Source organism: Corynebacterium sp. MSK012, assembly GCF_030232435.1.
Lineage (GTDB): Bacteria > Actinomycetota > Actinomycetes > Mycobacteriales > Mycobacteriaceae > Corynebacterium > Corynebacterium jeikeium_D.
Genome location: NZ_JASPJU010000009.1, coordinates 74,904 through 96,397, shown reverse-complemented (window position 1 = coordinate 96,397; position 21,494 = coordinate 74,904). Strand labels below are relative to the sequence as shown.

Annotated in this window: 18 protein-coding genes; 15 read left to right on the top strand and 3 right to left on the bottom strand. The window is 57.2% G+C overall.

Annotation, left to right across the window (positions count from 1 at the left end):
• Window positions 1-16 precede the first annotated feature (16 nt).
• Window positions 17-3,574, bottom strand: a complete 3,558-nt coding sequence (gene dnaE, locus QP977_RS07635; protein WP_016422978.1) for a DNA polymerase III subunit alpha — start codon at window positions 3,572-3,574, stop codon at window positions 17-19.
• Window positions 3,575-3,693: 119 nt separating this feature from the next.
• The gene (locus QP977_RS07630; RefSeq protein ID WP_218641889.1) at window positions 3,694-3,954 is read right to left on the bottom strand and encodes a MoaD/ThiS family protein; all 261 of its coding nucleotides are present in this window, start codon (window positions 3,952-3,954) and stop codon (window positions 3,694-3,696) included.
• Between the two features lie 157 nt (window positions 3,955-4,111).
• On the opposite strand from QP977_RS07630, the gene QP977_RS07625 reads away from it, so the two are divergent.
• The 7 genes from QP977_RS07625 to mobA are packed head-to-tail and all read left to right on the top strand — an operon-like array spanning window position 4,112 to window position 9,687.
• Entirely contained in the window at window positions 4,112-4,651 is a 540-nt protein-coding gene (locus QP977_RS07625; RefSeq protein WP_082149810.1) for a MogA/MoaB family molybdenum cofactor biosynthesis protein, read from the top strand.
• A gap of 4 nt (window positions 4,652-4,655) precedes the next feature.
• The gene (locus QP977_RS07620; RefSeq protein WP_048734744.1) at window positions 4,656-5,114 is read left to right on the top strand and encodes a molybdenum cofactor biosynthesis protein MoaE; all 459 of its coding nucleotides are present in this window, start codon (window positions 4,656-4,658) and stop codon (window positions 5,112-5,114) included.
• Window positions 5,115-5,138: 24 nt separating this feature from the next.
• Window positions 5,139-6,191: a ThiF family adenylyltransferase gene (locus QP977_RS07615; protein WP_048734747.1), complete on the top strand. Its 1,053-nt coding sequence runs from the start codon at window positions 5,139-5,141 to the stop codon at window positions 6,189-6,191.
• Between the two features lie 44 nt (window positions 6,192-6,235).
• A complete protein-coding gene (moaA, locus tag QP977_RS07610; RefSeq protein WP_082149819.1) occupies window positions 6,236-7,222 on the top strand; it encodes a GTP 3',8-cyclase MoaA in 987 nt (328 codons plus the stop codon).
• A 3-nt stretch (window positions 7,223-7,225) separates the two neighbouring features.
• Window positions 7,226-8,461, top strand: a complete 1,236-nt coding sequence (locus QP977_RS07605; protein WP_076771859.1) for a molybdopterin molybdotransferase MoeA — start codon at window positions 7,226-7,228, stop codon at window positions 8,459-8,461.
• A gap of 34 nt (window positions 8,462-8,495) precedes the next feature.
• Window positions 8,496-8,993 carry a cyclic pyranopterin monophosphate synthase MoaC gene (gene moaC / locus QP977_RS07600; protein WP_048734759.1) on the top strand — a complete coding sequence of 166 codons (498 nt, stop codon included), beginning with the start codon at window positions 8,496-8,498 and terminating at the stop codon, window positions 8,991-8,993.
• A gap of 10 nt (window positions 8,994-9,003) precedes the next feature.
• Complete coding sequence (gene mobA / locus QP977_RS07595; protein WP_048734762.1) at window positions 9,004-9,687, top strand: molybdenum cofactor guanylyltransferase; 684 nt, start codon at window positions 9,004-9,006, stop codon at window positions 9,685-9,687.
• A 15-nt stretch (window positions 9,688-9,702) separates the two neighbouring features.
• On the opposite strand, the gene QP977_RS07590 is transcribed toward mobA, so the two are convergent.
• Entirely contained in the window at window positions 9,703-10,200 is a 498-nt protein-coding gene (locus QP977_RS07590) for a molybdopterin-binding protein (protein ID WP_053084350.1), read from the bottom strand.
• Between the two features lie 364 nt (window positions 10,201-10,564).
• Here QP977_RS07590 and QP977_RS07585 point away from each other — a divergent pair, with 364 nt between their 5' ends.
• The 8 genes from QP977_RS07585 to QP977_RS07550 all read left to right on the top strand — a co-directional run bounded on the left by QP977_RS07585 (window position 10,565) and on the right by QP977_RS07550 (window position 21,454).
• A complete protein-coding gene (locus QP977_RS07585; RefSeq protein ID WP_048734765.1) occupies window positions 10,565-11,899 on the top strand; it encodes a nitrate/nitrite transporter in 1,335 nt (444 codons plus the stop codon).
• Window positions 11,900-11,920: 21 nt separating this feature from the next.
• Window positions 11,921-15,679, top strand: a complete 3,759-nt coding sequence (locus tag QP977_RS07580; protein WP_076771857.1) for a nitrate reductase subunit alpha — start codon at window positions 11,921-11,923, stop codon at window positions 15,677-15,679.
• Complete coding sequence (narH, locus tag QP977_RS07575; protein WP_048734769.1) at window positions 15,679-17,289, top strand: nitrate reductase subunit beta; 1,611 nt, start codon at window positions 15,679-15,681, stop codon at window positions 17,287-17,289. Before QP977_RS07580 ends, narH begins: the two co-directional genes overlap by 1 nt.
• Before the next feature lie 3 nt (window positions 17,290-17,292).
• A complete protein-coding gene (narJ, locus tag QP977_RS07570) occupies window positions 17,293-17,988 on the top strand; it encodes a nitrate reductase molybdenum cofactor assembly chaperone (protein ID WP_048734772.1) in 696 nt (231 codons plus the stop codon).
• 3 nt (window positions 17,989-17,991) lie between these two features.
• On the top strand, window positions 17,992-18,759 hold the full coding sequence (narI, locus tag QP977_RS07565) for a respiratory nitrate reductase subunit gamma (RefSeq protein WP_048734774.1): 768 nt from the start codon (window positions 17,992-17,994) through the stop codon (window positions 18,757-18,759).
• A 36-nt stretch (window positions 18,760-18,795) separates the two neighbouring features.
• Window positions 18,796-19,578 carry a molybdate ABC transporter substrate-binding protein gene (gene modA, locus QP977_RS07560; protein WP_284847227.1) on the top strand — a complete coding sequence of 261 codons (783 nt, stop codon included), beginning with the start codon at window positions 18,796-18,798 and terminating at the stop codon, window positions 19,576-19,578.
• Between the two features lie 15 nt (window positions 19,579-19,593).
• Entirely contained in the window at window positions 19,594-21,099 is a 1,506-nt protein-coding gene (locus tag QP977_RS07555; protein WP_048734778.1) for an ATP-binding cassette domain-containing protein, read from the top strand.
• A gap of 190 nt (window positions 21,100-21,289) precedes the next feature.
• Window positions 21,290-21,454, top strand: coding sequence for a hypothetical protein (locus QP977_RS07550; RefSeq protein WP_016422979.1), 165 nt, complete (start codon window positions 21,290-21,292; stop codon window positions 21,452-21,454).
• Window positions 21,455-21,494: the final 40 nt, after the last annotated feature.

The following is a 21,494-nucleotide window of genomic DNA, read 5'->3' as shown; positions in this document are numbered from 1 at the left end:
TCAGGGCCGCGATAAGCTACCCCAAAATGCTGGCCCCAATCGTCGCCTTCAGATCACCAATCAAGCTGGCGTCCCGGTCGACCCGCAAGTGCTCGCCGAGAACCAAAGTGGTGTGGGAATCGCCGTCGACAAGCTTGAGGTAAACGTCGGAGTCGCCTGGGTTGTCCAGCAGTACTGACTTCAGCTTGGCAATCATCTCCGGAGTGCACTGATCAGTGCGCATGGTCAGACGCAGCGGCGCCGAAGTGGAGCCATTGCGACCAAGGTCCGGCAGCTTCAGGTCATCACAGACCACACTCATGCGGTCATCGCGGTACTGAACGCGGGCACGAATAAGCACGATGGCGTCTTCAGCAATGCTGGTGGCAATCATCGCGTAGGTTCTCGCAAAAGCCATAACTTCCACGCGCGCGCCGTTGTGGTCCTCAATACCGATAATCGCCCAGGGCTGGCCGTTCTTATTCACGCGACGGTCAACGCTAGAGACAATGCCACCAATAGTGATTTCGGTGTTGTTAGCGACTTCCCCACCGACGACCGTGGTCAAAGCGGTATCGGTCTGCGCGGCCAGCGATTCTTCGAACCCATCGAGTGGATGACCGGAGACATAGAGGCCCAGCATTTCTCGTTCCAGGGTCAGCTCGTGCTTGCGATCCCACTTTTCATCCGGCACACGGATTTCAAAGATGCTCTCCGATCCGGTGTCCTCTTCCCCACCGAAGCCCGCAAACAGGTCGAACTGTCCCTTGTCTGCAGCCTTCTTGGTCGACAGCACCGAGTCAATGGCCTCTTCGTGAATGAGCGCAAGGCCCTTTCGTGGGTGCCCCAGCGAGTCGAAAGCGCCGGCCTTAATCAACGACTCGGTGATGCGCTTGTTACACGGCAGCGTCTCAATCTTGTCCAGGTAGTCCGAGAACGACGTGAACTTGCCCTTCTCCTCGCGCGTCTTCACAATCGACGCGACCACATCATGGCCGACGTTGCGGATAGCGCCAAGGCCGAAGCGAATATCCTCACCGACCGGCTCGAAGTCCATACCCGACTCATTGACATCCGGCGGCAGCACCTTAATGCCAAGGTGTCGACAGTCCGACAGATAAATAGCCAGCTTGTTCTTATCATCCGCCACCGAGGTCAACAGCGCCGCCATGTACTCAGCGGTGTAGTTGGCCTTCAGATACGCGGTCCAGTAGGACACCAGGCCGTAGCCCGCCGCGTGAGACTTGTTAAACGCGTACGAGGCGAAGGGCAGAATAATATCCCACAGCTTCTGGACAGCATCCTTAGAGAAACCATTTTCCAACATGCCGCCTTCGAAGTTCACGAACTCCTTGGCCAGCACCTCGGGCTTCTTCTTACCCATGGCCTTACGGAAACCATCTGCTTGGCCCGCGGTGTAATTCGCCAGCTTCTGCGAGATCTTCATGATCTGCTCCTGGTACACGATCAGGCCGTGTGTTTCTTCCAGGATTTCTTTCAGCTGCTCATCCAGTTCCGCGTGGATGGCGTTATAAGGCTTGCGACCATTCTTAATATCCGCGTAGTCAAAGTGCGCGTTCACACCCATCGGCCCCGGACGGTACAGCGCCAGCGATGCCACGATGTCGTCGAAGCCCGTTGGCTGCATGCGTTTGAGCAGCTCACGCATTCCGCCACCATCGAGCTGGAACACACCGAGGGTGTCACCGCGCGACAGCAGCTCATAGACCTTCGGATCATCGGTCTGAAGGTCATCGAGCAGAACTGTCTCGCCTCGGTTGGACTTGATGTGCTCAATACAGTCACCGATAACCGTCAGGTTTCGAAGACCCAGGAAGTCCATCTTCAACAGACCGATGGCCTCACACGCCGGATAGTCCCAGCCAGTGATAATCGCGCCGTCAGCCTGTCGCTTCCACATCGGGATGTGATCCAAGAGTGGCACCGACGCCATCACCACGGCACAGGCGTGCACGCCGGTCTGCCTAACGACGCCCTCGAGACCACGAGCCGTCTCGTAAATTCGAGCCACATCCGGGTCGGTTTCAATAAGCTGACGAACCTCGGCGGCCTCGCCGTAGCGTGGGTGCTCCGGGTCGACGATGCCGCTCAGCGGAATGTCCTTAGCCATAATCGCAGGTGGCAGCGCCTTAGTAATGCGGTCTGCAATCTGGTAACCCGGCTGACCGAACTGCACACGCGCCGAGTCCTTCAGAGCCTGCTTGGTCTTCACCGTACCGAAGGTGACCACCTGCGCCACCTTGTCTTCGCCCCAGCGATCGGCGGCGTAGCGAATCATTTCATCGCGGCGGCGGTCATCGAAGTCGATATCGATATCCGGCGCGGACGGGCGCTCTGGGTTCAGGAATCGCTCGAAGAGAAGACCGTGCTCAATCGGGTCGATATTGGTGATCCACGTCGCGTATGCAACCAAAGAACCGGCAGCGGAACCACGCCCCGGACCGACCTTGATGCCCACCTCACGGGCATGGCGGATCAACTCCGCCACGATAAGGAAGTACGACGGGTAGCCCTTACCGTCAATCACCTCAATTTCGTACTCCGCGCGCCGGATGTACTCCTCCGGTACCTCGCGCCCTTCAAAGCGCTTGCGCAGCCCCTCCATCACGTTGTGATGCAGCCATGTCGTCGGCGTCTCCCCTTCCGGAACGTCCGCCTTCGGCATGCGATCGTGCGGGTGCTCCTCCCACAGCTCGTCGTAGTCCTCGACGCGCTCTGCGATGAGCAGCGTGTTATCGCAGGCACCCGGGACTAGGTGATCCCAGGTCGCGCGCATTTCTTCGGCGGACTTAATAAAGTAGCCGTCACCGTCGAACTTAAAACGGTCCGGGTCATTGAGCGTCTTGCCCGTCTGCACACAGAGCATGGCCTCGTGAGCCTTGGCCTGGTCACGGGTGACGTAGTGGCAGTCATTCGTAACCAGTGGCGGCAGGTTCAGCTTCCGGCCAATCTCCAGTAGCTCACTGCGCACGCGGGTCTCAATATCCAGCCCGTGATCCATCAGTTCAAGGAAGTAGTTTTCCTTGCCGTAGATGTCCTGCCACATCCCGGCGGCCTGCAGAGCCTCGTCGAACTGCCCCAGACGCAGACGCGTCTGCACATCACCCGACGGACACCCAGTGGTCGCGATAATGCCCTCGGCGCGTTCTGCCACCAACTCGGCATCCATACGCGGGTACTTACTAATTTGTCCCTCATACGATGCCATCGACGACAGGTAGAACAGGTTCCGCAGGCCCTGCGCATTCGCAGCCAACATGGTCTGGTGCAAGTAGGAGCCACGACCCGAGACATCGTCTCGACGCTGATGCGGTTCACCCCACTGAATGCGCTTTTTATTAAAACGGCTCTCCGGCGCCATATATGCCTCAATGCCGATGATTGGCTTGATGCCCTTGGACTTCATCTGCCGATAGAACGCATTCGAGCCAAACATATTGCCGTGGTCGGTGACACCGACCGCAGGCATTCCCTGTCGCGCAACCTCGTCGGCAAGCAAATCGATCTTCGCCATACCGTCGAGCATGGAGTACTCGGTGTGATTGTGGAGGTGCACGAAGGAGGAGTTAGCCATGAGTCCAGATTGTAGACAATCCCCCGGACTGAACAAGATTCCTTCGAACACCGCTGGTCAGAGGGGTTCCGCCACCCACACCGTCGTCACGCTTGATGACGACAACCTCGTCGCGTCCGTTATCCCCCAGCAAATGGCGGCAACACGTCCAGAGTTTCGACTCCGCTGACGCTGGCAGAGCCGTCGATGCGCTTGCCGTCGGCGAGGAACGAACACTGCTCCGCGACCTGGCTCAGTGTTAGCCCTGAGTCCGTAGTTCCCGGGTAGCGCTGAGATAGCTCGTCGATGACGTCAGCGACAGTGGCGTAGTTGTCTTCCAGCTGCACGGACTCTTTTCCAACTGCGGCCATTGCGGCGGCGTACAAGCGAACTTGAATCATTGAACTCCACTGCCTTACACAATCAGCGATGAAATATTGCGTATATTAAATACTAGTAAAACTGCGATGGTGAAGGCCTTTTCGGAGACCCCTCACACTGCAGCATATAGGTAGTCTCGAAAGCGTAATTTTATTCGGATTGGCATGAAGGACTGTGATGACAAACTCGCATGTTCCCTGCTCCTCGTCGAGCTCATCGGCGACGAACACGGATGCACAAAAGCGCTCAGCAATTGTCGTTGTCGCCTCTACCCGCGCCGCTGCCGGAGAATACGAAGATAAAACGGGAACCGTGCTGGTGGATTTCCTTCGAGACAAAGGCTTTTCCACGCCAGCGCCAGTGGTCGTGGCCGACGCCGACATCGCAGATACTGTGACTGAACTGCTGCAATCCGCCGATGCTGCACCAGATGTGTTGCTTACCACTGGTGGAACGGGCGTCACCCCGGACGATCAGACTGTGGAGGCCGTCGCTCCTCATATCACGAAAGAAATGCCGGGAATTTCCTACGCTTTTTGGGCGCGCGGATTGGAATCGACACCAACTGCAATTCTTTCCCGCTGCGTGGCAGGCATTGCCGACTCCACATTTGTAATGACATTGCCGGGCTCTTCGGGAGCGGTAAAAGACGGAATTGCCGTGCTGAGCCCCATTGTCCACCACATTGTTGATCTTGCTCACCGAGGAACCGGATAGCGCTATGAACACCCACAATTCTGGCTGCATTCTCGATGTCGTTTTACACGACGACGCCCTGGAACCACTTGCAGCGGCTACCAAAAAGCAGATTGTCACTGATGAAATGGGCGCGCTAGTTACTTTCGATGGCATTGTTCGCAATCATGACAATGGCCATAGCGTGGAATCGCTGACTTATACCGCGCACCCAGATGCACAGAAATTTATGGCTGAAGTCGTCCAATTCGTCGCTGTTGATTTCCCCGACGTACGCCTGTGGGTAGCTCATCGCACTGGCAAACTGGCAATTGGCGAATTAGCATTTTGTGTCCTGGCCGCATCTGCGCACCGCGAAAATGCATTCCGCGCCTGCAGCAGAATCGCCGACCGCGTCAAAGCCGAAGTGCCCATTTGGAAGGAGCAAGTGCTTGTCGACGGACGCTCCACCTGGGTCGGCCTCGATGAGAACATCACTTCATAGATTGCGGACTCTCAGTGAACCGTTATGACGAATTCTGAACTTTCCAGCTCTGACCTGGCACTTTCTGACAGATATCGCCGCCAGTTATCGCTTCCGAGTTTCGGGCTGAGCGCGCAAAAAGCCTTGGCCGAGGCCCATGTGCTGTGCATTGGTGCAGGTGGCCTCGGCTCACCTGCGCTGCAATATCTCGCAGCTGCGGGAATTGGCCACATCACAATTGTCGACGATGACGTGGTGGAACTGAGTAATCTGCATCGCCAGATTATTCACACCACCGACGATATTGGGAAGAATAAGGTCAATTCGGCTAGCGCACATATTGCGGCAATTAATCCGGACACGGTGGTTGAAACGCATTCTCGCCGCCTGGACTGGGAATTTGCCGTGGAATTGTGCGCTCGCGCAGACGTGGTTTTTGATGGCAGCGATAACTTCGCTACTCGCCATATTGTCTCCGCCGCGTGCGCACAGAATGAGATTCCGCATGTGTGGGGCTCGATTCTCGGATTCGATGCGCAAATGTCCGTTTTCTGGGCGGGACGTGGCCCCATTTATGAAGACCTCTATCCTCATCCGCCGGCAGCAGGACAAGTTCCCAACTGTGCTCAAGCCGGTGTTTTGGGCCCGACTGTGGGAATTGTCGGCACGACAATGGCCCTGGAGGTCATCAAAATTATCAGCGGTGTTGGCGCACCGATGATTGGAAAAGTCGGCTATTTCGATGGCTTACTTTCGAACTGGCGGTACTTCCCTCTTGCGGCTAATCCGGAGGTCACAACCAAGGTGCAACACACGGGGCCAGTCACACACGAGATTCCCAGTGTTCGCGACGCAGCCGAGGCACTGGCCACGGGCCTGCCACTCATTGATGTCCGCGAACCAGAGGAATTTGCCGAAGGGCACCTCGAAGGTGCGCGCAATATTCCGCTCAGCACAATTCGCGCAGATGAAGAATACAAACTGCCAAGCCCCGCCCTTGTCTACTGCGCATCGGGAATGCGGTCGGCAGTAGCAATTGAACTTATGACGCAACGTGGAGTTACCGGAATACTCAATGTGAGAGGAGGAATACTGTGACGGAATCTGCAAATGCATCCGCCTCAACAAATGCGGTCGAACCGATGACGGATAAATTCGGGCGGACTATTCGTGACCTTCGCTTCTCACTTACTGATCGCTGTAATTTGCGCTGTGTTTATTGCATGCCGGAAGAAGGCGCAGATTGGATTAACCGGGACGATATCCTCACCGACGAGGAAATAATCCGTCTGATTCGGATTGCCACCTCGCGTCTCGGCATCACCATGGTGCGGTTTACCGGCGGTGAACCGCTACTTCGCAAATCGCTGGAAAAGCTCATCGCAGCGACACCAGTCTCTACCGCAATTACCACTAACGGGCTCGGCCTGGTTCACCGCGCGCAGTCGCTGAAAGATGCTGGTCTGGACCGCGTCACGGTATCGCTGGACTCGGTAAATCCAGAGGTATTCTCTTCGCTGACCAGGCGCGATCGGCTTGACGACGTTCTCGCGGGCCTCGATGCCGCAGTTGCAGCCGGGTTGCAGCCCGTGAAGGTAAATTCCGTCGTCATGCCAGGCGTTAATGATGGCGCCGAGCTTAAAGAGCTGGCCAATTATTGCCTGGCTAAGGGGCTAGAGCTGCGTTTTATTGAACAAATGCCGCTTGGCCCACCGGCGCGGTGGAATCGCGACATTATGGTCAAGCGCGAAAATATTTTGGCGACGCTGGAGTCAGAGTTTGAGCTTTCCCCAGCGGAAACTCCGCGGGGTTCCGCGCCGGCGGAAGTTTGGCGGGCAACCAGCCGCAAGAATTCCGAGCTCAACGGAAAAATCGGCGTCATCGCATCTGTGACACAGCCATTTTGTGGAAATTGTGACCGCACACGCATTACTGCGGATGGTGCTGTTAGAAATTGTCTTTTTGCCAATTCGGAGGTGTCACTGCGCGATGTCATGCGCGCGGGCGGCACGGATGATGAGGTTATTGCCGCATGGCGCCAGAATACGTGGGCGAAACTGCCAGGTCATGGCATTGATGAGCCCGGATTCTTGCAGCCCAAGCGAAATATGTCAGCAATCGGAGGTTAATCAGTGAAGCCCATCGAAGAGTATTTGCGTGACGTGGTCTCCCATTGCCCGCCACGTGCAACTGTCACACTCCCCATTGCTGATGCGGCCGGATTGGTGCTGGCCGAAGATGCCATCGCTGGCCTTCCGGTTCCGCCATTTTCCAATTCGGCAATGGACGGCTACCTGGTGAATAAAGCCGATTTGGCTGGTGAGGGACCGTGGATTCTGCCGGTATCAGGTGATACTCCCGCAGGTGATGCGCCAAAGCCGGTTGCTGCCGGCACCGCGCAGCGCATTATGACTGGCGCCCCCGTCGTTGATGGCGCTGACCTTGCTGTAATTCCGGTGGAAGACACCAATGTTGCGCCAGGTCCGGTACCACTGCCGAGCGAAATTACTGTTCATTCCTACAATCCCGAGCGCGATCACATTCGTCGTCGAGGTACGAATATTGCGCCGGGTGCGATGACGGCTCCAGCCGGTACCGTCATCGATGCCGGGACCACAGCTGCTCTTATCTCTACAGGTGTGAAGAACGTACAGGTCGTCGCGCCGCTTCGCATTGCCGTGATCAGCACTGGTGATGAGGTGGTGTCGCCAACGGCAGACCTGCAGGCTGGTCAGTTGCCGGATTCCAACTTGCCGATGATTGCGCAGTTGTGCACCCAGCACATTCCTTCCCCGCTGGCCCCGACTGTCGCACACTGCTCGGATGACCCCGAGGTTTTCGCCGAGCTACTCGATCAGCTTTCCGCCGACCATGACCTCATCATTACAACTGGTGGCATCTCAGTCGGCGCATTTGATGTCACTCGTGATGCCGGCGAAAAGCGCGACATTTGGTTTGGCCCCATCAATATGAAGCCGGGCAAACCGCAAGGTGTCGGCCAGTGGAATGACACAGTGCTGCTCTGCCTACCAGGTAATCCTGTTGCCGCTTGGGTGAGCTTTCAGCTTTTCTGCAAACCTGCAATCGATGCCCTGCGTGGATTGGCGCCGGCAACTTCACTGTTCGATCGCCCATTTGTGGACGCCACCGCCGGTGCAGACTTCCCCATTCCACGCCCATTCGGCCGCAATGTCGCGGTCCCAGTTCGCATGAGCTACTCCGCTGACGGTGCCGTAGCGACACCGTATTCCGGCACGACTCTCGGATCTCATTTCGTCGGCTCGCTTGCCTCACTCGATGGGCTCTGTCTGATCAACCAGGAAGACCAGCTGCACACTGGCGACACCGTCCGCGTCCTCCTCGCCTAAACCTTTTACAATTTTCTGACAGGAATTCCTCACCATGACCGACAGCACCAACCTCACCGCCCCTGCCCTCACCCACCTCGACTCCCGCGGGGAGGCACACATGGTCGACGTCACAGAGAAAAAGCCGACCATCCGCACCGCCACCGCCATCGGCGAAGTTGCCTGCTCGCCCGAGATTCTCCGTGCGCTTAACGACGGCTCCGTTCCCAAGGGAGACGTTCTGGCAGTTGCTCGCATTGCGGGTATTTCCGGCGCAAAAAAGGTACCCGAATTGCTGCCACTGGCACACACCATCGGTGTTCATGGCTGCTCAGTGGACCTGGATATTTGCGAAGACCACGTCGCTATCAAGGCCACGGTTCGTACGGCTGATCGCACGGGTGTGGAGATGGAGGCGCTAACGGCTGTCTCCATTGCCGCGCTCAATGTCATTGACATGGTCAAAGGCGTTGACCGCTCGGCGTACATCCGCAAGTGCGGCATTGTCGCCAAGTCGGGTGGTCGCTCCGGCGACTGGTCGCGGACGCTGTAGCGAGAGCACCATGCCAGGCACCGAATCATTCGCGACACCCGAGACGGGTTTTCGTTGCGATGCCATTGTCCTTGCCGGTGGCGAGAGCCGTCGCATGGGCACAGATAAGGCGCAAGTTCGCATTGGAGAGCACAGAATGATTGACCTCTGCCTGGCTGAACTTCAGACTCAGCCGACCGTAGGCCGTGTTGTGGTGGTTACGCCAAGCGATTTATCCGTTCCGCCTTCTGTGCGCGTAACGTGCGAAAACCCACCATATGGAGGCCCGGTTGCAGGCATTGAAGCTGGCTTGGCATTCCTGGAAGATGCGGATGCTGACACCTTCAGTGCTGAAAACGAGTTTGTGTTTGTCACCGCTGTGGACGCGCCTTTTACCTCATGCCTGTTAGAGGTGCTGTGGCACAAATGGCAACAGATTGCCTTAGAGGTAGAAACGACGTCGCAAAGCACTGGTGTCGTAGTCGTCGACGGTGAACCGCTTTGTGCGCTGTGGCGGAAGGGCGAGCTGGCGCGTGCGCTTCGACTGCTTCCGAGTACTCGCGATGTGTCGGTTCGACGGCTGATTCGTGGGGCGTCGGCAAAACATATCCAGCTGACCAGCGCCGAGCAGCATTGGTGCGCGCAAGACTACGACACGCCAGCGGATGTGGCTCAGTTGCGCGCGAAACTACTCGGCGATGTTGCAACTGAGTAGAATACTTGCGGCAGTCTAGTCAGTTTCATCGAGCTGGTCGAAGATTGGCTCTAGCAGCGGAATGACTACGCCGAGCGTGTCCTTGATACCGCCGCTGCTGCTTGGGCAATTGACAATGAGTTTTCCGGTATCGGTGGTGCCGATGACCGCACGCGAAAGGCCCGCGCGAGACGTGTTCTCCAGGCCGACCAGCAGAATCTGTGTTTCCAGTCCGGTCAGTTCTTTGTTGATGAATTCCTTGGTGACATCGGGGACTCGATTGGCGGCGCGCAGTCCCGTTCCGCCAAGAGTGAGGATTACTCGGGCCTGCGAATTGAGCGCCTCGGTCAATGCTGCACGGAACTTCTCCTCATCTTCTTCGATGACCGCGTAACTCACGACATTGAGAGGATAGTCCGATATACGCGAGGCGAATTTATCTGTTCTTTCCCCGCTTTTAATGCGATCATCATAGACAATTACCGCGGTATTGAATTGCTCTCCACTCTGACCTGCTGCACTGGACTCATGCATCGCTAACCCCTTTCGAGCAACGTTCAATCTTTTCAACTGCTCTTAATTGTGCTCAATAACAGAAGATGCCCCATAAGGGCATGAAAATACACACCCCCGTTAGTAGGCAGAAAACCTTTGCTGAACTGGGTTTCTAGTGTCAGACTTAATTATGTAATTAAGTTTGCAACCCCTGGACTATAATGAATATTCTAGATGCGCATTACATTATTTTTCTATTTTTACACCTAGATTCCTTACGTTCCTCAATACAAAAACGATGCATTTACGCAACAACTTTGTTGTTTAATTCTTCAATTTCTCCATTCTTCACTTCGACAAGGAAGAGGTAAGGAAAATTTCTACACCAAATGCGGCCGCAGAGCTGGAACCTCTGGACACAAGCGGCAAAGTCATCAAGGGATGGGATCCCGAAAATCCAGCACACTGGGATTCCAAAATTGCGTGGAAGACGCTAACGATTTCCACCATCGCGCTGATCATCGGCTTTGCGACCTGGTACCTGGTCTCCGCAATCGCGCCGATGCTCAACCGGATCGGTTTCGACCTCACCGCTGGCCAGCTGTATTGGCTGACATCTATTGCCGGCCTATCCTGCGGTCTTTTCCGCCTGGTGTTCATGTTCTTGCCGCCGATTATCGGTACGCGCAAGCTGGTCACCTTGTCGTCGTTCCTTTTCGTCATTCCGATGCTGGGCTGGTATTTCGCGGTTCAGAACACTGACACTCCGTACTGGTGGTTGCTGACGCTGTCCTTCCTCTCCGGTATCGGCGGCGGTGTTTTCTCCGGCTTCATGCCATCAACCGGTTACTTCTTCCCCAAGAGGATGTCCGGTACTGCTCTGGGTATTCAGGCGGGTATCGGTAACTTCGGTATTTCGCTGATTCAGCTGGTCGGCCCATGGCTGATGGGCTTCAGCCTGCTTGGCCTGGGCTTTGTCGCACCAATGCGCACTGACGAAGGCCACGACGTATTCGTCTATAACCCAGCCATTGTCCTGGTTCCCTGGACCATCATCATGGGCATTGTCGCGTGGACAATGCTGAAGGATGTGCCGATTCGCGCGAACTTCCGCGAACAGATTGACATCTTCGGCAACAAGAACACCTGGATTCTCACCATCGTCTACCTGGTAACCTTCGGCGCCTTCTCCGGTTTTGCCGCTCAGCTGGCGCTACTGACCAATGATGTCTTCGGTGCTAACTCCAAGTTCGCTGAAACCTATGCCCTGGCCGATCTGCCACAGGGCGCCAAGTACGCCTTCCTTGGCCCGCTGATTGGTGCTCTCGTCCGCGCCCTCTGGGGTCCGCTGTGTGACAAGTACGGTGGCGCAATCTGGACCTTCATTGGTTGTGCGGGCATGACCATCTTCACCGGTGTCGCTGCTATCTTCCTGACCCCGGACAGCCCCGATGAGTACGGCTGGTTCCTGGGCTCGATGCTGATCATGTTCTTCTTCACTGGTCTGGGTAACGCCGGCACCTTCAAGCAGATGCCGATGATTCTGCCGAGGCGTCAGGCTGGCGGCGTCATTGGCTGGACCGGCGCGATCGGCGCCTTTGGCCCGTTCATCGTCGGTGTGCTGCTCTCCGTGATGGCTCCGGTGGCTTTCTTCTGGGGCTGCGTGGTCTTCTTCGCTTTCACGACCGTGCTGGTGTGGATCTACTACGCCCGCCCGAACGCTCCGTTCCCCGGTTAATTACTAATTAGGAAAACTCTCATGGCACAAGATTCCTCCCCATCTCACGCCGGTTCTGGCTCTAACCAGGCCAACTCGCTGCTGCGTTTTGGCAGCTTCCTCCGCAAGGGCGAAGTCTCTGAGTCCGGTCAGCAACTGTTCCTCCAAGGTGGCCGCGGCGCCGATGAGTTCTACCGCAACCGCTGGTCCTTCGACAAGATGGTTCGTTCCACCCACGGTGTGAACTGCACGGGTTCCTGCTCGTGGAAGGTCTATGTCAAAGACGGTGTTATTACGTGGGAGTCACAGGCAGTTGACTACCCCACCACTGGCCCTGATATGCCGGAGTACGAACCCCGCGGCTGCCCGCGTGGTGCATCGTTTTCCTGGTACACCTACTCGCCGACGCGCATTCGTTACCCATACGCGCGCGGTGTGCTGGTAGAGATGTTCCGCGATGCAAAGGAAAAGCTCGGCGACCCAGTGCTGGCCTGGCGTTCCATTGTGGAAGACCCGATGAAGCGCAAGAGCTACGTCAGCCAGCGCGGCAAGGGCGGCCTCATCCGCATTCCGTATGAGGAAGCAATTGAAATGGCCGCCGCTGCCCACGTCTACACCATTCGCCAGTACGGCCCGGACCGCATTGCCGGTTTCACCGTAATTCCGGCTATGTCGCAGGTCTCCTACGGCGCAGGTACTCGCTTCCTGCAGATGATTGGTGGCGTCGCACTGTCCTTCTACGACTGGTACGCCGACCTGCCACCGGCATCGCCACAGACTTTCGGCGACCAGACCGACGTTCCAGAGTCCGGTGACTGGTTCAACTCCAGCTACCTGATGATGTGGGGCTCGAACATTCCGGTTACCCGTACTCCGGATAGCCACTTCATGGTCGAGACTCGCTACAACGGCACCAAGGTTGTCGTCGTCAGCCCTGACTTCGCTGATAACACCAAATTCGCCGACGAGTGGATGCGCATCAACCCAGGTACCGACGGCGCACTGGCCTTCGCCATGGGACATGTCATTTTGAAGTCCTTCCACGTCGAGCAGAAGACGCCATACTTCCTCGACTACATGCGCAAGTACACCGATGCCCCATTCCTAGTCGAGCTCGACGCGCGTGACGACGGCACCTTCGTACCCGGTAAGTTCCTCACCGCATCCAATATCGAGGAAGCGGCTCTGCACGATTCGCAGAATGCAACGCACCGTCTGCTGATGATGGAAGCCGACGGCAAGGTCGTTGACCCAGGCGGAACTCTCGCTGACCGCTACGGCGAAGATGGCGAGGGCAAGTGGAACCTCCGCCTGGACAACGTCGACCCGGTGATGTCCGTTGCAGACGTCACTGACGGCTTCGAACCGGTCGAAGTGGTTTTCCCGCGCTTTGACCTGCCAGGCCTTGGCGAATCCGAGGAAAATGGCCCAATCGGTGCCGGAATTGTTCACCGAGGTGTCCCCGCCCGGCGCGTCGGCAAGCGTCTTGTCACCACGGTCTACGACATCATGCTGGCGCACTACGCCGTAAACCGCGAAGAGCTGAATCTGCCTGGTCAGTGGCCGGCGGACTTCAAGGATGCCTCCGTGCCGGGTACTCCGGCATGGCAGGAGGAGCTCACTGGCGTCCCAGCAAACGCTGCAATCCGTATTGCGCGTGAGTTCGCGCAGAATGCTGCTGACTCTGGCGGCCGTAGCCAGATCATCATGGGCGCTGGCGTCAACCACTTCTTCCATGCCGACAGCATCTACCGCACCTTCCTGGCGCTGACCTCCATGTGTGGCACGCAGGGCATTAACGGTGGCGGTTGGGCTCACTACGTCGGCCAGGAAAAGCTGCGTCCAATGAATGGCTGGGCACAGTACGCATTCGCCCTGGACTGGCAGCGACCACCACGTCAGATGATTACCACGGGTTTCTACTATCTGACCACCGACCAGTGGCGTTATGACAACACTCGCGCTAATCGCTTGGCCTCGCCGCTGGCTAATCACGGCGCTGTGGACGACAAGTTCACGTCTGAGACCCTGGTCGAGGCCATGAAGCGCGGCTGGATGCCCGCATACCCGCAGTTCGACCGCAATCCGCTGCTGCTTGCCGACGAGGCGAAGGCCAAGGGCATGGCCGTCTCGGATTACATCGTCGATGAATTGCAGTTCGGACGGATGAAGTTTGCAGCTGAAGATCCGGATAACCCGGTGAACTTCCCGCGTATCCTGCTCAACTGGCGTACCAACCTTATGGGTTCGTCGGCAAAGGGCACGGAGTTCTTCCTGCGTCACATGCTCGGTGTGGATTCCGATGCCACGGCAACGGAGCTGCCAGAAGGCGAGCGTCCAGCCTCTATTATCTGGCGTGACCAGGCACCTGAGGGCAAGCTCGACCTGATGCTGACGACGGATTTCCGCAATACCTCAACCACGCTGGTCTCCGACATTATTCTGCCGGCGGCTACCTGGTATGAGAAGCACGATCTGTCGACAACGGATATGCACCCGTTTATCCACTCCTTCAACGCGGCAATCAACCCACCGTGGGAGGCCCGCAGTGACTTCGAGGTCTTCCGCGACCTGTCGGCTTCACTGTCGGCCATGTCGGAAAAGTGGCTGGGCACACAGACGGATGTCATCACTGCCCCACTTGGCCACGACAGCCCTGACGAGCTGAACATGCCAAACGGCATTGTCCCGGACGTGGATACTGAGGGACTTGTGCCGGGCAAGACCATGGCCAAGCTCATTCCAGTTGAGCGCGACTACACCAAGGTCTACGAGAAGTGGACACACTTTGGCCCCTTGACGGAAAAGGCTGGTACAGGCACACACGGCACGGCGTACGACGTATCCAAGCAGGCCAAGGAATTGGCCATTATCAACGGCACGTCGATGACGGAGTCGGCTGGTAAACGACCAAAGCTGGACTCGGCCATCAAGGCTGCAGAGATGATTCTGCATCTCTCCGGTGTCTCCAATGGTGAGGTCGCCCTCGAGGGCTTCCGCAACCAGGGCAAGCGCGTCGGTGCAGATATGACCGACCTGGTCAGTGGCTCCGAGCAGACCCACATCAAGTGGGACTCGGTGAAGGAGCGCCCAACGGAGGTCATCACATCGCCGGAGTGGACGGGCATCAAGAAGGACGGTAAGCGCTACACCGCGTTTTCCATCAACTTGGCCTACGACAAGCCGTGGCACACGCTGTCCGGTCGTATGCACTACTACCTCGACCACGACTGGTTCCTGGACTACGGCGAGGCGCTACCGATTTACCGCCCGCCGCTCGACCGTCTCCACCTCAATGGTGAGGTTGGCCCAGGTGAGCTGCTAACTGGTGAATCCGGCGATCCAGAGGTCACAGTTCGCTACCTGACGCCACACAATAAGTGGTCGATTCACTCGCAGTACTTCGACAACCTGCACATGCTGTCGATTTCGCGTGGTGGCCAGGTTGTCTGGATGTCCGCCGAGGACGCCGAGAAGATCGGTGTGGCCGACAATGACTGGATTGAGCTCTACAACCGCAATGGTGTGGTCTCAGCACGCGCGATTGTCACGCACCGTATCCCTGAGGGAACGGCCATTATGAACCACGCGCAGGAGCGCACCACTGGTACACCCCTCAATGAGCGCACAGGTCGCCGCGGCGGTACTCACAACTCGCTGACTCGAATCATGATCAAGCCTTTGCATGTGGCCGGCGGCTACGGGCACATCACCTACGGCTTCAACTACATCGGTCCAACCGGTAATAACCGCGATGAGGTAACCCGCATTCGTCGTCGCAGCCAGGAGGTTAAATTCTAATGCGCGTCATGGCACAAATCGCGATGGTCATGAACCTGGACAAGTGCATCGGCTGTCACACTTGTTCTGTGACCTGTAAGCAGGCATGGACCAACCGCGAGGGCACTGAATACATTTGGTTTAACAATGTGGAGACCCGCCCTGGCGTCGGCTACCCACGCACCTGGGAAGACCAGGAAAAGTGGAAGGGCGGCTGGGAACGCACCAGCAATGGCAAGCTCAAGCCCAAGGCCGGTGGTCGCTTGAAGAAGCTGGCCACTATCTTCCACAACCCACTGCTGCCGGGCATCGAAGATTACTACGAGCCCTGGTCCTACGAGTACGACAAGTTGCTGTCGGCACCGCGTGGCCAGAAGACTCAGCCGACTGCGCGCCCAGTTTCACAGCTGGATGGCCGTCCCATTGATACCGTCAAGTGGTCATCGAACTGGGATGACAACCTCGGTGGTTCGACTGCAACGATGGACAGCGACCCAACGCTGCAGCAGATGAACTTGGAGGTCAAGAAGGATATTGAAGATACCTTCATGTTCTACTTGCCTCGCATCTGTGAACACTGCTTGAACCCGACCTGTGTGTCCTCCTGCCCATCGGGCGCGATGTACAAGCGTACGGAAGACGGCATTGTTCTGGTCGACCAGGACCGCTGCCGCGGTTGGCGCATGTGTGTCTCCGGTTGCCCGTACAAGAAGGTCTACTTCAACCACAAGACCGGCAAGGCAGAAAAGTGCACGCTATGCTACCCGCGTATTGAGGTCGGTCAGCCAACCGTGTGCTCGGAAACCTGCGTCGGCAGGCTGCGTTACCTCGGCGTCATCTTCTACGATGCTGACCGCGTGGCTGAAGCCGCATCAGTGGAAGACCCACAGGATCTGTATGAAGCACAGCGCAGTCTGCTGCTCGACCCACACGATCCTGAGGTCATCGAGGCTGCTCACAAGCAGGAAATCCCAGCATCGTGGATTGCAGCCGCGCAGGAGTCGCCGATTTATGACCTAATCTTTACCTACGGTCTGGCACTGCCGCTGCACCCGGAGTACCGTACCCTGCCAATGGTCTGGTACATCCCGCCGCTGTCCCCGATTGTCGACACCATTACCGCGTCTGGCATCGACGGCGAAGACCACAAGGTGCTGCTGACCACCTTGGCCAATATGCGAATTCCGCTGGAATACCTGGCGGGAATCTTCACGGCTGGTGATACTCGACCGGTGGAACTCTCGTTGCGTCGTCTAGCGGCGATGCGCAGCTACATGCGAGACATCAACCTCGGGCGAGAACCGCAGGAGGAGATTGCGCAGTCCGTCGGCATGACGGGTGAGGATCTGTACAACATGTACCGTCTGCTCGCAATCGCCAAGTACGACGACCGCTATGTCATTCCGACAACCTCGCCAGAGACGCCTCGTGGCATCGCATCGCTCGATCCATTCGGCGACAGCACCCCGGAGAAGCTGATGAATCAGTTCCGCGATTTGGGTCCGGGCGAAGGTGCACCGGAGGCATGTGGTTCCGGTTGCGGCACGGGCAGTGGCGATACGCGCAAGGTTTCTCTGGTGTCGTGGGGCGATGAGGGGCCGCAGGCCATGTTTAAGAAGCCGAACGGATAGACCATGGCCAAACGTAATTTTCTCGGACGTATCCCCGATCAGTTCGTACAGTCAGTGCCGCTGACCAACCAGCAGCGCCAACTGCTGTACATGGCGTGCTCACTGCTGTTGGACTACCCACATGAGAATGCTGAACAGCGGTGGGAGGCGGTCGCACGGGAGCTGCCTGCACTTCCGGCAGAGGTCGGCGACGAGCTCAGTGCATTTTTGACGGAAGCTGCCGAGATGCCGCTTCAAAAGCTGCAGGCTCACTATGTGGAGACCTTCGATCAGCGCCGTCGGTGCTCGATGAACCTGTCGTACTACTCCGTCGGCGATACACGTCAGCGCGGTGTAGCGCTCCTTGCCTTCAAGGAGCAACTGGCTGCACTGGGCTTTGAGCAGGAGCGCGAAGAGCTCCCAGACCACCTCTGCGTGGTACTGGAGGCCGGCGCGCTTGCCGACGACGTTGGTCACCGCATCGTGACAGAGATGCTCGCTTCCCATCGAGACGGTCTGGAGGTTCTGCGAACCGCGCTGAATGATATCTCCCCCATGTACGCGCACGTGGTGACGGCGCTGTGCATGTCATTGCCAGAAATCGATCAGGAAACTATCGACGCCTACATCAATCTCATCCGCACAGGTCCCCCGGCTGAACTCGTTGGTCTTGGGACTCCGCTGCCGCACGTCGGCATGCAAGAAACTCAAAGGATTTAAGTCATGAATAACTTCGAGCTGTTCCTCTGGACAGCCTTTCCATGGCTGGCCGTCAGCGCGTTCGTCATCGGCATCATCTGGCGTTGGCGCACAGACCAATTCGGCTGGACCAGCCACTCATCGCAGATTTATGAATCAAAGATGCTGCGGCTGTCATCGCCGTTGTTCCACTGGGGCATGATGTTCGTCATCATTGGACACCTGATGGGCTTGGCAATTCCGAAATCGTGGACTCGCGCCATGGGCATCTCAGATGGTTTCTACCACCTGATTGCTACGATCCCCGGCACGATTGCCGCAGCCGCCGTGGTGTTGGGACTGGCGGGGCTCATCTACCGACGTGTTGTCAACCGCACGGTTTTCTTGGCAACGTCCACGTCCGACAAGGTGATGTACTTGCTGCTGGCCCTGGCAATTCTGTCGGGCACTATCGCGACGGTGTCGCTGCAGGTATTCGGCGGTCCGCATGGCTACGACTACCGCGAAACTATTTCGCCGTGGCTGCGTGGAATCATGATTTTCAATGCCCAGCCTGAGCTGATGGCCGATGTGCCATGGCAGTTTAAGCTGCACGTCCTGGCTGGCTTCACCATCATCGCCGTGTGGCCGTTTACTCGCTTGGTCCACGCATTCTCTGCACCTATCGGCTACACCAACCGCCCCTATGTGGTCTACCGTTCTCGTGATGTCCGCACTCGCCCGGCACGCCGAGAGGTAGCATGGGAACCAATCCGTTCCCACGCGGAGCAGTTGGATCGCCACAGTCGGTAATTCGCCGCTGATGGCCTGATTAAGAAAGTCTGTGTGATGAGCTCGAAGAAGGTTCTGGCAGCCGCCGTCACCATATTGATCACTAGCGCAGCCTGTGCGCCAGAGACGAGCTCATCGCAGGCTTCCGGAAAAGAGACACTAACGGTCTTCGGAGCCGCATCCACTCGAGTTCTCAATGCTGACCTGCCGCAATCGGCGAGCATTGATACTCACTTGGCGTTCATCAACGGCGGTTCCGGCTCTCTGCTTCAGCAGTTGGAAGATGGTGCTCCCGGCGATGTACTCATCACGGCTGACCGCGCAACCATGGACGAGGCCGTCGAACGAGGTGTCGTGAGCGATCCTGTCAAAGTTGCTTCTAATTCGATGGTGCTCATCGTGCCTAAGGGAAACCCCGCCCACATCACCGGTGCTGACGCGTCCCTGTCCGCAGCGAAGGTTGTCACCTGTGATCGCAAGGTTCCTTGCGGGAAAATCGCTGAGGAACTCATTTCCTCTCTGGGGCTAGATTTCACTCCGGTTAGCCGTGAGAATTCTGTCAGCGATGTCGCAGGTAAGGTGCTGTCTGGCGTGGCGGATGCCGGGTGGGTGTATCGCACCGACGCACAGGCGCTTTCGGATTCTGTCGATGTCTTTGACATCCCGGGAGCGGACAGCCACTCAAACGAAATCATGGCTGCAGTTGTCAACAACAGTGATACAAAAGAAACCGCTCTTTCACTGGTGAAGTATCTCGCCTCCGCTGAGTCTGCGCAGCTGTGGTCACGCCATGGTTTCACGCCAGCCACCGAAACAGCGGAGGACTCCGCGACTCAGTAGTCGATTTTCGTCATTATGCCCACCTCTTTCCGCCCATCGTCTCGCCCGCTGCCAGCCGTCGTCTGGCTCATTGCACTGCTGTGCCCGGTATTTCTGCTGTTTCCCGTCGTCGCACTGCTCTTCGAGGTGCCGTGGTCTCAGTTCTCCAGCATTCTCACTGAGCCTGAGACCATCGATGCACTGAAGATTTCCCTGTGGGCTGGCATGCAGGCGACCCTCATTGCGGTCATCCTGGCGGTTCCTCTCGGCGCAGTCATTCATGCCCTTCCGAAGGGCCAATGGATTGTCCGTCTCCTAGTTTTTCTACCACTGGCGCTGCCTCCGGTTGTCGCAGGTCTTGCGCTCACCAGTGCCACGCGAGCCCTAAATCTTCCGCTGCCATTTACATTTCCGGCGGTCGTGATTGCTCACGTTTTTGTCATTCTCCCTTACGCTGCCATTGCGATTGATACATCCCTAGGCAGTCTCAAACAATCAGTTCTGATTTCCGCGGAGAGCCTCGGCATTCCAACGACCACAATTTTTCGCCGCATCATTCTGCCTGCCATTACTCCTGGAATCCTGTCCGCAGCAGCGCTGTCGTTTGCTCGTTCGCTTGGCGAGTTCGGCACCACCGTCACGTTCGCAGGCACCTACCCAGGAATCACCCGCACGCTGACTTCAAGCATCTATTTGGAGCGGGAGCTTCATCCCGATCGCGCTATTGTGCTCGCTGCATTATTGATTGGGATTTCGCTGATCTTCCTCGTTATCGCGCTACTGCCCTACGCTTTACGACGGCGCCCTGCACCCACGCCCGTACGGCTGGAACCGATGGCCCGCCAGCGCCTGAACCAAATATGTCTTCCTTCTCGCTGCCCGGAGGACCTCGAGGTGCGGTGGCAAGGCCAGACCTACCAGTTCCCAGCGGGGAAAGTAACGGCTGTCATTGGACCGAATGGGTGTGGAAAATCGACTCTTGCCGGACTCATTGCCGGAGCCTTGGAAGGCGCTGATGTTTATGCGGGTACGACGGAGCTTTCCCCGCTCCCGCTTCGGCAGCGCGGAATCGTCATTGTGCCGCAGGATCAATCGCTTCCTCCGACAACGACGCCGCTGGAAGCAATCGCCATGGCACTGCATTCCCGGCCCCATTCCGCATCCGCATCGGCCACTGATAACCGCGAGCGTGCGCAGGAGATTCTGGCCGCGGCGGGTCTTCGGCCGGTTTCCACGACCCCAGTGCCGTCCCTGTCCGGTGGCCAGAATGCGCAGGTTACACTCGCCCGCGCACTAGCGGTGCAGCCAGAGATTTTGGTACTCGATGAACCTTTTGCACCGCTGGATTCGACGAGCCGACAGTCCTGGCAGAACCTCATCGCTGATGGCATTGGCACGCGAACCGTCGTATTCATCACGCACAGTGCTGCAGATGTGGAGAAGCTGGCTGACTGGGTTGTCGTGATGAAAGATGGTGAGCTTACCGTGCAGGGACACCCCTCGCAGCCTGCAATTCGTCACCATTTGGACGGTTTGCATTAGTGCTACAGACACCTTTATCTCGGCATTTGTATGTCTAAAGACGTGTTTAACATCACCCCTCCACTTCCTTTACTTTTCAAAACCAGTTGACAATACTCAACACCACGGTTCGTGAGGAAGTCCTCATATTTCCTCGCGGCCGCTAGCCTTTCCGTGTTAATCCCAAGCAAAGAACCAAAGGAGCAATACAGTGTTCGCACCACTTTCCGATGGCCACTTCACCTACTTCCCCAAGCCCGAGCTTGACGAGGTTCTTGCAACCATCGACCGCCGCCCCGTTGCCGCCGGCTACCTCATCGATGGCGATGTCATCACCTCCAACATGGATGCCGCCCGCTACAGCTGGCTGGTCTAAAAAAAGCGCAGACCTGGAAAATTCTGACTTTCTTTTCAAA

Bases quoted from the DNA above. Each gene is read 5' to 3' on its own strand.
- mobA (WP_048734762.1), top strand. From the start codon at position 9,004: ATGCCAGGCACCGAATCATTCGCGACACCCGAGACGGGTTTTCGTTGC.
- QP977_RS07625 (WP_082149810.1), top strand. From the start codon at position 4,112: ATGACAAACTCGCATGTTCCCTGCTCCTCGTCGAGCTCATCGGCGACG.
- QP977_RS07580 (WP_076771857.1), top strand. From the start codon at position 11,921: ATGGCACAAGATTCCTCCCCATCTCACGCCGGTTCTGGCTCTAACCAG.
- QP977_RS07620 (WP_048734744.1), top strand. From the start codon at position 4,656: ATGAACACCCACAATTCTGGCTGCATTCTCGATGTCGTTTTACACGAC.
- modA (WP_284847227.1), top strand. From the start codon at position 18,796: ATGAGCTCGAAGAAGGTTCTGGCAGCCGCCGTCACCATATTGATCACT.
- QP977_RS07555 (WP_048734778.1), top strand. From the start codon at position 19,594: ATGCCCACCTCTTTCCGCCCATCGTCTCGCCCGCTGCCAGCCGTCGTC.
- dnaE (WP_016422978.1), bottom strand. From the start codon at position 3,574: ATGGCTAACTCCTCCTTCGTGCACCTCCACAATCACACCGAGTACTCC.
- QP977_RS07630 (WP_218641889.1), bottom strand. From the start codon at position 3,954: ATGATTCAAGTTCGCTTGTACGCCGCCGCAATGGCCGCAGTTGGAAAA.
- moaC (WP_048734759.1), top strand. From the start codon at position 8,496: ATGACCGACAGCACCAACCTCACCGCCCCTGCCCTCACCCACCTCGAC.
- narJ (WP_048734772.1), top strand. From the start codon at position 17,293: ATGGCCAAACGTAATTTTCTCGGACGTATCCCCGATCAGTTCGTACAG.
- QP977_RS07615 (WP_048734747.1), top strand. From the start codon at position 5,139: ATGACGAATTCTGAACTTTCCAGCTCTGACCTGGCACTTTCTGACAGA.
- narI (WP_048734774.1), top strand. From the start codon at position 17,992: ATGAATAACTTCGAGCTGTTCCTCTGGACAGCCTTTCCATGGCTGGCC.
- moaA (WP_082149819.1), top strand. From the start codon at position 6,236: ATGACGGATAAATTCGGGCGGACTATTCGTGACCTTCGCTTCTCACTT.
- narH (WP_048734769.1), top strand. From the start codon at position 15,679: ATGCGCGTCATGGCACAAATCGCGATGGTCATGAACCTGGACAAGTGC.
- QP977_RS07590 (WP_053084350.1), bottom strand. From the start codon at position 10,200: ATGCATGAGTCCAGTGCAGCAGGTCAGAGTGGAGAGCAATTCAATACC.